This is a genomic window from Agrobacterium tumefaciens, from assembly GCF_009649785.1.
Classification (GTDB): Bacteria; Pseudomonadota; Alphaproteobacteria; order Rhizobiales; family Rhizobiaceae; genus Agrobacterium; species Agrobacterium tumefaciens.
The window spans coordinates 1-14499 of record NZ_WJOK01000017.1 but is presented as its reverse complement, the minus strand read 5'-3'; the positions used below and the strand labels follow the sequence as shown (position 1 = coordinate 14499).

The 14499-nt window shown below is 58.5% G+C and carries 14 protein-coding genes; 9 read left to right on the top strand and 5 right to left on the bottom strand.

What is annotated here, in order from left to right; all coding sequences use genetic code 11:
• Positions 1-13: 13 nt before the first annotated feature.
• A complete protein-coding gene (locus tag GH784_RS17970) occupies positions 14-670 on the bottom strand; it encodes an outer membrane protein (protein ID WP_003512439.1) in 657 nt (218 codons plus the stop codon).
• A gap of 347 nt (positions 671-1017) precedes the next feature.
• Here GH784_RS17970 and GH784_RS17965 point away from each other — a divergent pair, with 347 nt between their 5' ends.
• From GH784_RS17965 to GH784_RS17945, 5 genes are all read left to right on the top strand, one after another.
• Entirely contained in the window at positions 1018-1806 is a 789-nt protein-coding gene (locus GH784_RS17965; RefSeq protein WP_003512437.1) for an SDR family oxidoreductase, read from the top strand.
• Positions 1803-3854, top strand: coding sequence for an excinuclease ABC subunit UvrC (uvrC, locus tag GH784_RS17960; RefSeq protein WP_065704774.1), 2052 nt, complete (start codon positions 1803-1805; stop codon positions 3852-3854). The genes GH784_RS17965 and uvrC overlap by 4 nt, the downstream gene beginning before the upstream one ends.
• 102 nt (positions 3855-3956) lie before the next feature.
• Entirely contained in the window at positions 3957-4544 is a 588-nt protein-coding gene (pgsA, locus tag GH784_RS17955) for a CDP-diacylglycerol--glycerol-3-phosphate 3-phosphatidyltransferase (protein WP_003512433.1), read from the top strand.
• On the top strand, positions 4544-4798 hold the full coding sequence (gene moaD / locus GH784_RS17950) for a molybdopterin converting factor subunit 1 (protein WP_019565410.1): 255 nt from the start codon (positions 4544-4546) through the stop codon (positions 4796-4798). Before pgsA ends, moaD begins: the two co-directional genes overlap by 1 nt.
• A 4-nt stretch (positions 4799-4802) precedes the next feature.
• Positions 4803-5258: a molybdenum cofactor biosynthesis protein MoaE gene (locus GH784_RS17945; RefSeq protein ID WP_013635855.1), complete on the top strand. Its 456-nt coding sequence runs from the start codon at positions 4803-4805 to the stop codon at positions 5256-5258.
• Between the two features lie 60 nt (positions 5259-5318).
• On the opposite strand, the gene GH784_RS17940 is transcribed toward GH784_RS17945, so the two are convergent.
• Positions 5319-6215, bottom strand: coding sequence for a branched-chain amino acid ABC transporter permease (locus tag GH784_RS17940; protein ID WP_003512428.1), 897 nt, complete (start codon positions 6213-6215; stop codon positions 5319-5321).
• Positions 6216-6274: 59 nt separating this feature from the next.
• Here GH784_RS17940 and GH784_RS17935 point away from each other — a divergent pair, with 59 nt between their 5' ends.
• Both GH784_RS17935 and GH784_RS17930 read left to right on the top strand, forming a co-directional pair.
• Entirely contained in the window at positions 6275-6826 is a 552-nt protein-coding gene (locus GH784_RS17935) for a CGNR zinc finger domain-containing protein (protein WP_065704776.1), read from the top strand.
• Positions 6823-7335: a hypothetical protein gene (locus GH784_RS17930; RefSeq protein WP_065704779.1), complete on the top strand. Its 513-nt coding sequence runs from the start codon at positions 6823-6825 to the stop codon at positions 7333-7335. Before GH784_RS17935 ends, GH784_RS17930 begins: the two co-directional genes overlap by 4 nt.
• Before the next feature lie 294 nt (positions 7336-7629).
• On the opposite strand, the gene ndk is transcribed toward GH784_RS17930, so the two are convergent.
• Together ndk and GH784_RS17915 are read right to left on the bottom strand one after the other, a co-directional pair.
• Positions 7630-8052 (bottom strand): nucleoside-diphosphate kinase, encoded by a 423-nt coding sequence (ndk, locus tag GH784_RS17920; protein ID WP_003502118.1) that lies wholly within the window; start codon positions 8050-8052, stop codon positions 7630-7632.
• Between the two features lie 103 nt (positions 8053-8155).
• Entirely contained in the window at positions 8156-8851 is a 696-nt protein-coding gene (locus tag GH784_RS17915; protein WP_083211660.1) for a glutathione S-transferase family protein, read from the bottom strand.
• A gap of 256 nt (positions 8852-9107) precedes the next feature.
• On the opposite strand from GH784_RS17915, the gene GH784_RS17910 reads away from it, so the two are divergent.
• Positions 9108-10154 carry a GGDEF domain-containing protein gene (locus GH784_RS17910; protein ID WP_323131482.1) on the top strand — a complete coding sequence of 349 codons (1047 nt, stop codon included), beginning with the start codon at positions 9108-9110 and terminating at the stop codon, positions 10152-10154.
• 70 nt (positions 10155-10224) lie between these two features.
• On the top strand, positions 10225-12108 hold the full coding sequence (gene abc-f / locus GH784_RS17905; RefSeq protein ID WP_019565405.1) for a ribosomal protection-like ABC-F family protein: 1884 nt from the start codon (positions 10225-10227) through the stop codon (positions 12106-12108).
• A gap of 25 nt (positions 12109-12133) precedes the next feature.
• Here abc-f and GH784_RS17900 read toward each other — a convergent pair whose 3' ends face one another.
• Entirely contained in the window at positions 12134-14071 is a 1938-nt protein-coding gene (locus GH784_RS17900) for an EAL domain-containing protein (RefSeq protein WP_065704989.1), read from the bottom strand.
• Positions 14072-14499: the final 428 nt, after the last annotated feature.

The window sequence follows — 14499 nt, the reverse complement described above, 5'->3', positions numbered from 1 at the left end:
GATCCTTGAAGGATCAGAACTTGACGCCGATACCGGCCTTGACGGAGTGGTCGTCGAAGCCGCGCGAGAACGCGCCGGAGTCCAGGCTGTAGTCCTTCTTCTGGTAGTCGCTGTAACGATATTCCAGACGGGCAGTGATGTTGTCCGTAACCATGGCTTCAACGCCGGCACCAACGGTGTAGCCGAGGGCGGTTGCGCTGTCCTTGGAGGTCGCGTCACGTACCTTGTTGTCGGAGGCTGCGAGACCAGCCGTACCGTACAGCAGGAACGGGTTCATGTCGTAACCGACGCGAGCACGCAGCGAGCCGTTGACGCCCTGCTTGCCTTCGACGGCGTTGCCACCAACCGTACCAGCGGAACCGCGCTCGCGGCCGAGGTTAACGTCTGCTTCGGCACCGTAAACGATCTGGCCGTTCTGCATGTTGTAACCGCCGTAGATGCCGCCGCCGGCGCCCTTGGCGTCACGGCCGTCGTTGCTGGAGCTGAAACGGCCCCAATCGTAGTTGGCGGTACCACCGAGGTAAGCGCCGGTCCAGTTCTTGACCGGAGCGGGCTGGTCGTAGGCTACCGGTGCCTGCGGCACGTCGTTTACGGCGTCAGCGGCGTGAGCAGCCGAGAAACCGGCGGCTGCAATGGTCGAAGCCATAATGGTTGCTACGAAAATACGCATGTTATTCTCCTTTCAGGACCGCGCCGTACTCAAAACATTGTTTTTAGACGCGGTAAATTCGTCGGGTTAATCGCCCCTCTGAAAATTGAATTTGATGGGAGAATGCGGAGATCAAAGAGCCAAAATGTGAATTGTTTGGGGCAGACACGTGACTAGAATTAGACGTTGCCTAATTGCCACAAGGGTTTTATTAACCCTACTGGAAACTTAATTTCCAATATATCGAATTTAAACTTAGTTATATTCAAATTAAATTTAAATTACATTACCAATAAAAATCCACACAATTCTTTTACGGCCCACGGACAGCTTGCGATTTGCGATTATATCCAGCAAATAGGGCGTGTATGAGCAAATGCAGGTCCGCTGTGAAAGAAAATATACCGAAGACAGTCTTGATAACGGGTGCCGCCCGGCGGCTCGGGCGGGCGATCGCCACGGATTTGGCCTCGCATGGCTTTGCGATTGCCGTCCACGCCAATGCCTCTATGGGGCAAGCCGAGGAATTCGCTAACGAAATAAGGCAAAAAGGCGGCAAGGCCGTTGCCGTTCAGGCGGATCTGACACAATCATCGCCAACAATGGCGCTTGTCGAACAGGCATCTTCGGCGCTCGGCCCGATAGGCGTCGTCGTCAACAATGCATCCATTTTTCTGGACGATTCGGCAGAAACGCCCGATCCGGCAATCTTCGACGCGCATTTTTCCGTGCATGTGCGGGCGCCTTCCCTCATCGCGGCCGCATTCGTTCAGCAATTGCCTCAGGATAAATCCGGACTGATCGTCAACATCATCGATCAGCGCGTACTTGCGCTAACGCCGCGTTTTTACTCCTATACGCTTTCGAAATCGGCCCTTTGGACAGCCACACGGACGATGGCGCAGAGTTTTGCGCCGCGGGTGCGCGTCAACGCCATCGGGCCGGGTCCCTCCTTCAAAAGCGAAAGACAGGCGCCGGAGGACTTTCAGGCGCAGATCGACGGCCTTATATTAAAGCGCGGTCCGGAACCCGACGAGTTCGGGCGGACGATTCGCTTTCTTTTTGATACGCCGTCGATCACCGGACAAATGATCGCGCTCGATGGCGGCCAGCATCTTGGCTGGGAAACCCCTGATGTGGCGGAGATACCTGAATGAACGGAAAGAAGCTGCCTGACGGCGGTATTCTCTTCGATGAAACCGATGACGAAGACGACGATGCAAACCTTGCCGCGACAGACGCGGCCGAGGCACCGCGCGACGTTGCCGGCATGGACTGGAATGCCGGCTGGAAAAACGAATCCGGCCTGAAGGGCATGGATCTGATCGGCGAATTCGTCAAACACCTGCCGAACTCGCCGGGTGTCTACCGCATGTTCAACGAGGCGAACGACGTTCTTTACGTCGGCAAGGCGCGCTCGCTGAAGAAGCGCGTCGGCAACTATGCCCAGGGTCGCGTGCATTCCAACCGCATTGCGCAGATGGTGCGGCTGACCGCCCATATGGAATTCGTCACCACCCGCACGGAAACCGAGGCGCTTCTACTGGAAGCTAACCTCATCAAACGCTTGCGGCCGCGCTTTAACGTGCTTTTGCGCGACGACAAGTCATTTCCGTATATCCTGATCACAGCCGACAATCGTGCACCGGCGATTTTCAAGCACCGGGGTGCGCGGGCGCGCAAGGGCGACTACTTCGGACCCTTCGCCTCTGCCGGAGCCGTTGGACGCACGATCAATTCACTGCAACGCGCGTTCTTGATCCGCACCTGCACCGACAGCGTTTTCGAAACCCGCACGCGTCCCTGTCTTCTTTACCAGATCAAACGCTGTTCCGGCCCCTGCACACATGAGGTGAGCGATGAGGGGTATGCGGAACTCGTCAAGGAAGCCAAGGATTTCCTGTCCGGCAAGAGCCAGAGCGTCAAGACCGCGATTGCCCGGCAGATGAACGAGGCGGCCGAGGATCTCGACTTCGAGCACGCCGCCGTCTATCGCGACCGGCTGGCGGCGCTCTCGCACGTCCAGAGCCATCAGGGCATCAATCCGGCCGGCATCGAGGAGGCGGATGTTTTCGCCATCCATCACGAGGGCGGCATATCCTGCATCCAGGTGTTCTTTTTCCGCACCGGCCAGAACTGGGGCAACCGCGCTTATTTCCCGAAGGCCGACCCGTCCCTGCCCGGCTCGGAAATCCTCAATGCGTTCCTGGCACAATTTTACGACGACAAACCGGTGCCGAAGCAGATCCTGCTTTCCGAAACCGTAGAGGAACAGGAATTGCTGGCCGCTGCTCTTGGCGAAAAAGCCGGACACAAGGTCACGATCAGCGTGCCGCAGCGCGGCGAGAAGAAGGACATCACCGACCATGTTCTTGCCAATGCCCGCGAGGCGCATGGCCGCAAGCTGGCGGAAACCTCGTCTCAGGCGCGGTTGTTGAAGGGGTTCGCGGAAACCTTCAACCTTCCTTACGTGCCGCGCCGGATCGAGATTTACGACAACTCGCACATCATGGGCACCAATGCCGTGGGCGGCATGGTGGTGGCGGGGCCGGAAGGCTTCGTGAAAAACCAGTATCGCAAGTTCAACATCAAATCGACTGACATCACTCCCGGTGACGACTTCGGCATGATGCGTGAGGTCATGACCCGCCGCTTCTCGCGCCTGTTGAAGGAAGAGGGCAAGCCCGACCGCGCGCAGACGCTGACGCCCACACCCGAGGAAGCCGCGGACATGCCCTTCCCCGCCTGGCCGGACGTTATCCTGATCGATGGTGGTCAGGGACAGATGACGGCGGTGCGTGCCATCCTCGATGAGCTCGACATTCGCGACAGCGTGATTGCCATCGGTGTCGCCAAGGGTGTGGACCGCGAGGCGGGCCGCGAGCGCTTCTTTGCGGATGGCCGCAGCGATTTTTCCCTGCCGCCGCGCGATCCCGTGCTTTACTTCATCCAGCGCATGCGCGACGAGGCCCACCGTTTTGCCATCGGCTCACACCGGGCGCGACGCAAGAAGGAAATGGTGCGCAATCCGCTGGATGAAATTTCGGGGATCGGCCCAGGACGCAAGCGCTCGCTGCTGCAGCATTTCGGTACGGCCAAGGCGGTTTCACGCGCAGGCCTCAACGATCTGATGAATGTCACCGGCATTTCAGAAGCCGTAGCGCGGCAAATCTACAATCACTTCCATGAGAGCAGTGGCGATTGAAGGCGCACTGTCGCAACGAACTGCTAAAAAAACATAATAACGTGTTGACCCTATGCGTCAGGGGCGGCATCAAGGCAGCTTATCCAGACTGACAGGTTTCCCATGGCTTCGCGCGCATACAGCATTCCCAACCTTCTCACCTATGCCCGCATTCTGGCGGTTCCCGTCATCGTTTTGTGTTTTTACATCGAAGGAAAGCTGGAAAGCTCGGATTTTGCGCGCTGGACGGCACTTTGGCTGTTCATCGTCGCCTCGCTGACCGATTTTCTGGATGGTTATTTGGCGCGTATCTGGAACCAGACCTCCAATATCGGCCGCATGCTGGACCCGATCGCCGACAAGCTGCTGGTCGCCTCAGTGCTGCTCTTGATGGCAGCGGACGGCACCATTGCCGGCTGGTCGCTCTGGGCCGCCATCACCATTCTCTGCCGCGAAATTCTGGTCTCGGGCTTGCGTGAATATCTGGCGGCGCTGAAGGTCAGCGTTCCCGTCACCCGCATCGCGAAGTGGAAGACCACCATCCAGATGGTGGCCATCGCCTTTCTTCTCGCAGGTCCCGCGGGCGACAAGGTTCTGCCCTACACGACCGAGATGGGAATTACGCTTCTCTGGCTAGCAGCAGCGCTGACCATGTACACCGGCTACGACTACTTCAAGGCGGGTCTCAAGCACATCGTGGACGAAGAATGATGGCGCGGATCGTTTATTTCGCCTGGGTTCGCGAAAAGATCGGCACGGCGGAGGAGGAGCTGGATATCCCCTCCTCCGTTACCACGGCCGGTGAGCTGATCGCCTATCTCTCAACCCTTGGTGAAAACTACGAAGCCGCTTTCGAATTTCCAGATGTGATCCGCGTTGCGGTCAATCAGGAACATGTTGAACATGACGAGAGCATTGCCGGTGCGCGCGAGATCGGCATCTTCCCGCCAATGACGGGGGGATAACCGGATGCAGCCGACGGTCCGCGTGCAGGCACAGGATTTCGACGCTGCGGAAGAAACCCGCAGGCTGACGGAAGGCGACAAGAGCATTGGCGCGGTGGTGGCCTTCACCGGGCTTTGTCGCGATGATGGCGGCACGCTCGCGGCGCTGGAACTCGAGCATTATCCCGGCATGGCCGAAGCGGAAATGACCCGTATCGCGCAACTCGCCATCGAACGCTTCGACCTCCTCGGCCTCACCGCCATTCATCGCCATGGCAAGATCGCCACCGGCGAGAATATCGTCCTCGTCATTGCCGCTTCCCGGCACCGGCAGGCCGCCTTCGACGGCGCAAATTTCGTGATGGACTACCTCAAGACGTCCGCCCCGTTCTGGAAAAAGGAACATGGCAAGGATGGCACGAAGGGCGACTGGGTTGCCGCAAAGACGACCGACGACACGGCCAAGGACAAATGGCGGTAACGCTTTGTGTTTTCCCGCACTTCCGGACGAAAACCGGACGCCACCCCTCCTGGAAATGCTCTAGGGCGCTTCCACCCTGCTACGCATGACGATCAGCCAGCCCACCAGAAGCGCCAGAACCGCCGCATCACGCCAGATAACCGGGCCGTAACCGACCCATAGCGTTTCCGCGAATCCGACGGCAGCAGCCCCGAGCGCGCAGACGAGCGGGCTTGCATAACCGCCCGCTGCCGAAATCAGCACGACCTTCAGGCCGAACACCAGACCGGCACCGAAATCCATGGTGCCGTAATAAAACGTGGCGAGGACGCCGGCGATGGCGGCAAGCAGACCCGCTGCACAGTAGGACAGCAGGAACACCCTGCCTGCATTTACCCCGCACAGTGACGCGGCGAAAGCATCGTCCGACACCGCCTTCCAGCGTCTGCCAAAGCCGGAACGCTGGAGGTAGAAAGTGCCTGTGAGAACGAGCAGGCAGAAGACAGCCGTGTTCAGCATCTGCATCGACGTCAGGGTGACGGCGAAGCTTCCATCGGCCCAGAATCGCACCGGTTCGGACAAAAGCGGCGGCAGCCATAATTGTCGCGTGCCGGCGGCAAGTCTGGCACTTTCGGTGAGCGCGATCAGCACGCCAATGGAGGCGACCGTCACCGCATTGGGGGAGGCTTTAGCCAGGGGCCGCATCACCGCCCTGCCGATGAAAGCCGCCGCCCACAGACCGCCGAAAAGACCGGCCCCTGCCCCAAGCGCGAGTGTCGCAGGCAAGATCAGCCACAGCCGGTTCCAGCCAAAATCGGCAAACAGCAGACAGGTCTGACCGGCAAAAGCGAAGATCGCGCCATAGGTGACATCGGCCCTTTTCGTGACCGAAAAGGCGATGGCATAGCCGAACGCCAGAACCGCATAAAGCGAGGCGACCGGTACGGCATTCAGCAATTGTTGCAGGAAATAAGCCAATCCGTCCTCCCCATCGCATTATAACTGTTAAAATCCATTTTGATAGTTATAATGTCGCCATGACATTTCGCTGGACAGAACATCGTTTCGCAGGCGGCGCATTGGCCCTCGATGTCGCCAATAGCGTCATCCTGCGCGCGGACGCGGCAAAATCGGTCGACCGTTTTGCTGTGCCTGAGCAAATCGCCACTTTTGCCGAGGCGTCGACCCGACTCGGAGCGGAGCGCGACAGGTTTCCCGTCCTCATCGCGCCCGGAGCGGACAGGAGGCAGGTATTTCTCGATCTTCGCGAGGCGATCGACGATTATTTCCGCTCTTCGATGACGAGTGGCGACGATGACGACGGTCGGCTGGCCGGGCTTCTCTTCGCATGCGGCACGGCACTACGGTTGTTTCCCCTGCGAGAGAGCCTTGCCAATGCGACCGCCCATTCAGCTCTGTCGCTGCTTGCGGCGGAAACGCGGAAACGGCTGCGGATTTGCGGCAATTGCGGTTGGCTTTTCATCGACCGCAGCAAGAACAGAAGCCGCATCTGGTGCGACATGACGGTGTGTGGCAACCGCCAGAAAGCCAGCCGGCATTACCACCGCAAGAAGGAGGCGCAGGCATGAGAGGAATAACCATTCCGTTGCTGGCGATCACTACTGTGCTCGGTCTTTCCGGTTGTCAGCGGGACGAGCCGCGCGATGTCGCGAAGGTTTCCGGCCGCATGTTCGTCTTTAACTACCGTGTGGCGATTGCCACCTATCTCGTGACCTTGCAGCGCATCGCCCCCATCCGCGACGGCAGCACGCTGGAAGCGACCTTCGAAAATCCCCGCGGTGGCACCGAGCTGACGACCAGGGAGAAGATTTTCCCGGCAGATGAAAAGATCGCCGTTCAAAGTCCGCCGGTCGAATGCGTGAAGCAGGACCGCCCCTACAAGGTCACGATCCGCATCAAAGGGCCGGAAGGCGATGTACTGCAGACGATAGAGACCACCATCCGCTCCGACACAGACCAATCGCTCCTTCCCGCCAAACCGCTGACGGTAGGGCCGCTCTACACGCCCAACCCGGACGTGTTCAAAGCGGACGGCACGACGGATATGCGGCCAGTCGAGGGGTGTCCGGCGTCGTGACGATCGTCGGAGTAGACGAAGCGAAAATTGAACCTCCCCTCATTCCTGTGCTTGTCACAGGAATCTAGCCAGCCCACGTCCTTGGGCTGGACAGACTCTTTCGCCGCGCGGACGCGCGTCGGCTGGATTCCTGTGACAAGCACAGGAATGAGGGGGGCGGGTGCTCGGCACAGGAAACAATCTACCTGCAAATAATACAAAAAAAACGGAGCCTTTCGGCTCCGTTTCATCGAGTCTTTTCAGCGGCTTCATGCCATCGCCTGAGATGGCGATTCAAGCCGTTGATATTTTGAATCAGCCGACGATTTCGGTTTCGGCGAACCAGTAGGCGATTTCCTGTGCGGCGGTTTCAGGAGCGTCCGAACCGTGAACGGAGTTTTCGCCGATGGAAAGCGCGAAGCTCTTGCGGATGGTGCCTTCAGCAGCCTGGGCCGGGTTGGTTGCGCCCATGATTTCGCGGTTCTTGAGGATGGCGTTTTCGCCTTCCAGAACCTGAACGATGGTCGGGCCGGAGGTCATGCCTTCAACGAGTTCGCCGAAGAAGGGACGCTCTTTGTGAACGGCGTAGAAGCCTTCGGCTTCGCGCTTGCTCATCCAGACGCGCTTGGAGGCGACGATGCGCAGACCGTTGTCTTCAAATACCTTGGTGATCGCGCCAGTCAGGTTACGCTTGGTTGCGTCCGGCTTGATCATCGAAAATGTGCGTTCAATCGCCATGTGTCCGTTTCCTTTTCCTATAGAGAAAGTGGGCGGTCTTTACCCGCCCAAAGGCCCGAAAACAAGGGGGATCAACCACATTGCGACGATGGCTGCAGACATTTCACGCCGCTGTCACACTGCGGCCTCTGGCGTCGTGGAGGTCTAGGCAACCTTCGAACCAGTCACGGACGGGGTCGTTTTCGGAAAACAGATCCGCTCCGGTGGTGATCCTTGCCCATTGCAGCGCACCGAAAACGATGTAATCCGCAAACAGCGGCGATGAGCCGCCGATGAAAGGCTGGAAGCCCAGCATGCGGCGGATCGGCGCCAGGAGCGATGGGAAGGCCGCGATTTCCGCCTCACGGTTCGCCACCACATCCTCGAGCGTCCGGCCGAGCGCCTTCGTCCTGCTGTCGCGGAAATAAAGGCGGTCAGGCTCATCAAGCATATTGTGGATATCGAGCACGGCAATGCGGGTGATGGCCGGGTGCAGTACCGTCTGCGACCAGCTTTCAACGAAACGCGCCATCGCCTTGCCGCCTTCCCCGTTAAACAGCGACGGCCGCTCCGGATAGGCCTCATCCAGATAAAGGGCGATCTCGAAACTGTCGCTCACCAGCTGGTCGCCATCACGAAGGATCGGCACGGTCCTCGAAAAACCGTCCTCCACCGTCGGGATGACAGTGAAGGGCAAGGGACGCTCCTCGAAATCCAGCCCCTTATGCGCCAGCGAAAGCACGGTTTTCCAGCAATGGGGAGAAAACGGCCGTGCGCTATCGCTTCCGCAAAGTGAATATAAGGTTCTGGAGGTCGTCATAGGCTGCACCCTCTTCTGCTACATCGATTATGCGATATAAAAACGACCGCCGCCTGAAATCAAATCAGGATTTGTCATACTACTGATCAACAAACGCATCCGGCGCTCCACCGTCCCCTCCACGAGAATTGGGGTCTCACGGCAATGAAAACCTCGTCAGGTTTAGCCTATTTTAAACCGTTGCTTGTAAGAATAATCGTGTTCAACAATCGGTTATCACCGGTGCATTCATAATTTATTGGTATTGGGGCTGTCAGTGACGTCAACGACGGGCGATAAAAAACGCGAGAAGGCAAGGAACGGTCTCGTCTTTACAAAAATTGCTCAGTTCATCGACAAGATGAATATTGCACCGCTGCCGCGAAACTACGAACTGATCTACGAAATATTGTCGGGGCATAACCCGGCGATGGGACGTGATATTCTCGCCCTTGGCAACGCGCCGCAACAGCATGAAATCGATATTGTCGGCCAGAGACACAATCTGCCGGGTTTTTCGAAGATCGAGGCCGAGCAGATGGCAGCGACGGCCTTCGAGACGCTGAAGCAGATTTCCGCGCGACTGGAAGCCGGCCTGCAACGCACCGAAACATTTATTGCCAGTCTTTCCGGGCAAGATCACTCCGAGCTGCCTGCAACGGAGCGGCTTGCGCAATTGATGGGCGATATTCACGAGGAACAAACGAGTCTCCGGCATTTCGTTTCCATGGGGCTGATGAAAATCCGCGAGGTTGAGAAAAGCCGGACCGATCTTCAGGCGAATTCCCTGCGTGATGCCTTGACGGCGCTTCCCAACCGGGCGGCTTTCCTCGAGAAGCTCGGCGACCTGTTTTCGGGCGCTCAGGGGGCATCAGCCACATCGCTTGTGCTGCTCAACATCGACCATTTCCGCGAAATCAACGGCAAATACGGCCCCACCGCCGGCAACAAGCCGCTGCGCCGGCTGGCAGCGCTTTTCCGCAAGACGATCAAGAAGGACGATTTCGTAGCCCGCATCGGCGGAAACGAGTTCGCTTTTCTGTTCGCCGACGTCTCGCAAAATACAGCTGAAGCAATTGCAGAGCGGTTGCGGCAGAACGTCGAGGCGCTGCGTTTCGTCACCAGTGAGGGCGACGGCGAGCATCTGACCGTCTCGATCGGCGTTGCGGCAGTGGACTGCACCGCGACATCAGCCGAATTTTTCAGCCATGCCGAGCTCGCCCTGCTGTCCGCACGCTGCGGCACGCGCAATTGCGTCATAGGCTACTCCCGGGACGTGGCTCAACGCAGCCGCAGCAGCTATCTGGCGCAGCTCGGCTGTTGAAGCTGCATATCTGATCTGGTGTGGCGCGCGCGCTCTTGCCTTGGCCACGCAGTTCGGCCAAAACGGCGCCATGATTACGATTACCGATCTCTCCGCCCGCATCGCCGGGCGCCTGCTTCTCGACCACGCCAGCGTGACGCTTCCGGCTGGCGTGAAGGTGGGCCTCGTTGGCCGCAACGGCGCCGGCAAATCCACTCTTTTCCGGGTCATCACCGGTGACTTTTCAGCGGAAAGCGGTTCGGTAACGATCCCGAAACTGGCGCGCATCGGCCAGGTTGCGCAGGAAGCGCCGGGAACGGAAGAATCGCTGATTTCCATCGTGCTTTCCGCCGACAAGGAGCGCAGCGCGCTGCTGGCCGAGGCGGAAACCGCAACAGACCCGCACCGGATCGCGGAAATTCAGGTGCGGTTGGTCGATATCGACGCGCATTCGGCCGAAGCCCGTGCCTCCAGCATTCTCGCCGGTCTTGGCTTCGATCACGAGGCGCAGCTTCGCCCCGCCTCTTCGTTCTCCGGCGGCTGGCGCATGCGCGTGGCGCTCGCGTCCGTGCTGTTTGCCGAACCCGACCTCCTGCTGCTCGACGAGCCGACCAACTATCTCGACCTTGAAGGCACGCTCTGGCTGGAAGACTATATCCGGCGTTATCCGCATACCGTCATCATCATCAGCCACGACCGCGATCTGCTGAACAATGCCGTCAATTCCATCGTGCATCTGGACCAGAAGAAACTGACCTTCTATCGGGGCGGATACGACCAGTTCGAGCGCCAGAAAGCCGAAGCAGACGAATTGCAGATGAAGGCGAAGGTGAAAAACGACGCCGCGCGCAAACATCTGCAAAGCTTCATCGACCGTTTTCGCGCCAAGGCCACCAAGGCGCGCCAGGCGCAGAGCCGTATCAAGGCGCTGGAGCGCATGGGCACCGTCGCCGCCGTGATCGAGGACCACGTCCAGCCGATCACGTTCCCGGAGCCGGAAAAGCAGCCCGCCTCACCCATCGTAGCCATCAATGGCGGTGCCGTGGGTTACGAGCCGGGCAAATCCATTCTGAAGCAGCTCAATCTTCGCATCGACAATGACGACCGCATCGCTCTGCTCGGTTCCAACGGCAACGGCAAATCGACCTTTGCGAAATTCATCTCCGGTCGGCTTGCGCCGCAAGCGGGCGATCTTCGCATCGCCCCGGGCCTGAAGATCGGCTTCTTTGCGCAGCATCAGCTGGACGATCTCGTGCCGGACCAGACACCGGTCGAACATGTGCGCAAGCTGATGCCGCTGGCGTCTGAAGCGCAGGTGCGGGCGCGGGTAGCGCAGATGGGCCTTGCGACGGAGAAGATGGCGACGGCGGCGAAAGACCTGTCCGGCGGTGAAAAGGCCCGGCTGCTGATGGGACTTGCGGCCTTCCATGCGCCAAATCTGCTCATCCTCGACGAACCGACCAACCATCTCGACATCGACAGTCGCCGGGCGCTGATCGAGGCGCTGAACGACTATAACGGCGCCGTCATCCTCATCTCGCACGACCGGCATCTCATCGAGGCAACTGTCGACCGCCTATGGCTGGTGGCCGACGGCACGGTGAAGACCTTTGAAGGCGACATGGAGGAATATCGCGACCTCGTCGTCTCTTCCGGAAAAAAGAAGGAAGAGAAGACAGAAGCCGCCGCCGACCAGACATCGAAAGCCGACCAGCGCAAGGCCAATGCCGAAAAACGCGCCCAGCTTGCGCCGCTGAAGAAAAAGATCAATGAAATCGAATCTTTGACGGCGAAGCTTGAGAAAGTGATTCAGTCGCTCGACAAGGAACTGGCGGACCCTGCTTTGTACGAAAAGGCACCTGCCAAGGCCGCGCAGAAAGTCAAAGAGCGTGGCGAAGCCGCGAGTAAGCTTTCAGACGCCGAGGAGCAGTGGCTGATGCTTTCGAGCGAATATGAGGATGCAATGACGCAGTGATGCGTCATGATGCTGGTGCGAAAATCTAAGCGCACTCCCTGCGAGGCTGTAGCCGCTCGAGCGGCACGGCCGGCGAATAAAGATAGCCCTGACCGAAACGGATTCCCATCTGCATGAGCAGCCTGCTCTGCTCTTCCGTTTCTATACCTTCCGTCACCAGCGTGGCGCCGTAACGTTCGGCGCTTTCGAAGGCGAGCGCGATGGCCTCCCGGAACCGCGACTGTTCAAGCCGGGACGTCATCCAGTGATCGATCTTGACCTCCTCGAAGGGGAACCGCGCAAGCAGGGTGAGTGCCGCATAACCGGTGCCAAAATCATCGAGCGCCAGCCGCACGCACGCTTCGCTCAGCCTGTCGAAATTCTGCTGCACGATGTCGATGGCCGGTATCCTGCTCATCTCCGTCACTTCGATCGACAGACGGTGCGCCGGGACCCCCATCTCGTTCAAAAAGGCCACAACCCGCTCTCCGAAGCCCGCAGTGGCAAAAGACGATGCTGAAATGTTCACCGCCAGATGAAAGTCCGGGTCGAGACCCCGCAGGTCGATGAGGTCGCGGACGACGGCTTCGATCGTCGACCATTCAAACTCCACCAGCAGCCGGTGACGCTCGGCAATCTCCAGCACATAATAGGGCGAAAGCGGCTGTCCGCATGCATCCACCGCCCGTAAAAGAGCCTCCGCGCCAATCATGCGGCGATTGTGCATTTCGAATTTCGGCTGATAAAATATCGGCGGCTTGCCGGATCTGATCCAGTTGACCAGCATCTGGCGCACCCCCTCGTCCCGCGTGGCCTTATCGGCAAAGGAAAAGGGGAATATCTGCACCGGATTTTCGCTTCCTCGCAGCGCAAGACTAAGCTGCCGGAGGAAGGAAGCCACGTTCTGCCGGGAGAGCTTATCCAGATTAGCGGCACCGATTTTCAGATGCGGCACCGGTTCTGGATCCGCAGACCGTGAAAATGTACTTAACCCGTCGTGGAGACGCATTATCAGCCTTGTGCTTTCCGACTTCTCGAGCGAAATCCCCGACATGACGACTGCAAGCGTGGTATCGCCGAACATGAAGCTGCGCGGTGCATTGGAACTCGACAGCAGGCCGTTGTCATCGTTACAGATTTCCTGTGCCAGCCTCGGCCAGAAAAGATCGCCCCAATCCTCGCCCTGGCAGGCGGCGACATCGGCCATATTGACGATTTCTATGAGAAGGAGAGCGTGCGGAACGGCCGGCTCCTGCCGCATCACGACTTCGATATGGTCTTTGAGGGCACGCCTGTTGGGCAGGCCCGTCAACGAATCCGTCCGCGCCGCAGCATCGCGTTTCCTTGCCTCTTCACGCGCCCGCGCCTCGCTGCGCAGTAACAGAAACAGACAGGCGATCATCGGCAACCCGACAAACGAGCCGAAGATGCGCCGTCCGACGTTACTGAGAAAAACGTCCTGATTTATCATGCTGAGACTATAGGTCACGCAAACAGCGAACAACGCCGCGAAAATCCTGACCGCGAATACGCCGAAGACCTCGCGGACGCCGAGTTCAGTGAGACTGCGCCGGCGCATCCAGCCATACATTGCCATCCCGAAAGCCGAGATAATGCTCATATCCAGAAAAGCGGCCCCAAAGAGTGCCGGACCACCAAACAAAAATCGCCCTGCGGAGACGAGCGCCAGGCTTATCAAGCCGCCTTGCCAGGACCCCAACACGCCAGCCAGGAACAGCAGGTCAGAGCGGATATAGGGCTTGGAAGGCAGCTTGATAAACTCGGATACCAGTAGCGTCAGCAAGAAACCGGTAACCCCGAAGATGATGCCGTAGTAGATTTTATAACGAGCGTCATCGAGAGCGATGTTTCGCTGCAGAAGGATCAGCACCGACACCATGCCGACAAGGGCCGCAGCCTGGAGCAGCAGGAACGGCAACTCGGCGGCTGACGCGGCCGCCTGGGCGGCGATCAATTCCATCATCTCTGCATGTCCCCCGGTCATTACTATTCTTTTGCCGTGGTTCCGGCGTTTGACCTTCACAAATCCCGCGTTTACGCAGGAAAATCAGTACATATAGCCAATCGCTCCACACGACCTGTCGCTCCACCGCGGGCTGCCCCCGGCGAAATCGCCGGACACGTGCCAACAGCAAGCGGCTGACAAGACACGAGTTCGAGTACCTCCTCACCGCCGGCGTCGCACAATGCCGAGCAGGAAAATCAAGCAACGAAGCGAAGCGCCAACCAACAACCGAACGAGAAAACCATCGAGACAGTCTAACGAACGAATTTTACGTCGAAACTAAAGAACTTAGCGTAGATAAATATGCAAGAATTATGCTGTATGTATTTAGTTGACAATTGCATTCGTCTAACTACTTACAAAATCCATATAAATATGTATTTTAA

Excerpts from the sequence above, each read along its gene's own strand:
- GH784_RS17970 (WP_003512439.1), bottom strand. The coding sequence starts at position 670 with ATGCGTATTTTCGTAGCAACCATTATGGCTTCGACCATTGCAGCCGCC.
- GH784_RS17965 (WP_003512437.1), top strand. The coding sequence starts at position 1,018 with ATGAGCAAATGCAGGTCCGCTGTGAAAGAAAATATACCGAAGACAGTC.
- uvrC (WP_065704774.1), top strand. The coding sequence starts at position 1,803 with ATGAACGGAAAGAAGCTGCCTGACGGCGGTATTCTCTTCGATGAAACC.
- pgsA (WP_003512433.1), top strand. The coding sequence starts at position 3,957 with ATGGCTTCGCGCGCATACAGCATTCCCAACCTTCTCACCTATGCCCGC.
- moaD (WP_019565410.1), top strand. The coding sequence starts at position 4,544 with ATGGCGCGGATCGTTTATTTCGCCTGGGTTCGCGAAAAGATCGGCACG.
- GH784_RS17945 (WP_013635855.1), top strand. The coding sequence starts at position 4,803 with ATGCAGCCGACGGTCCGCGTGCAGGCACAGGATTTCGACGCTGCGGAA.
- GH784_RS17935 (WP_065704776.1), top strand. The coding sequence starts at position 6,275 with ATGACATTTCGCTGGACAGAACATCGTTTCGCAGGCGGCGCATTGGCC.
- GH784_RS17930 (WP_065704779.1), top strand. The coding sequence starts at position 6,823 with ATGAGAGGAATAACCATTCCGTTGCTGGCGATCACTACTGTGCTCGGT.
- ndk (WP_003502118.1), bottom strand. The coding sequence starts at position 8,052 with ATGGCGATTGAACGCACATTTTCGATGATCAAGCCGGACGCAACCAAG.
- GH784_RS17915 (WP_083211660.1), bottom strand. The coding sequence starts at position 8,851 with ATGACGACCTCCAGAACCTTATATTCACTTTGCGGAAGCGATAGCGCA.
- abc-f (WP_019565405.1), top strand. The coding sequence starts at position 10,225 with ATGATTACGATTACCGATCTCTCCGCCCGCATCGCCGGGCGCCTGCTT.
- GH784_RS17900 (WP_065704989.1), bottom strand. The coding sequence starts at position 14,071 with ATGATGGAATTGATCGCCGCCCAGGCGGCCGCGTCAGCCGCCGAGTTG.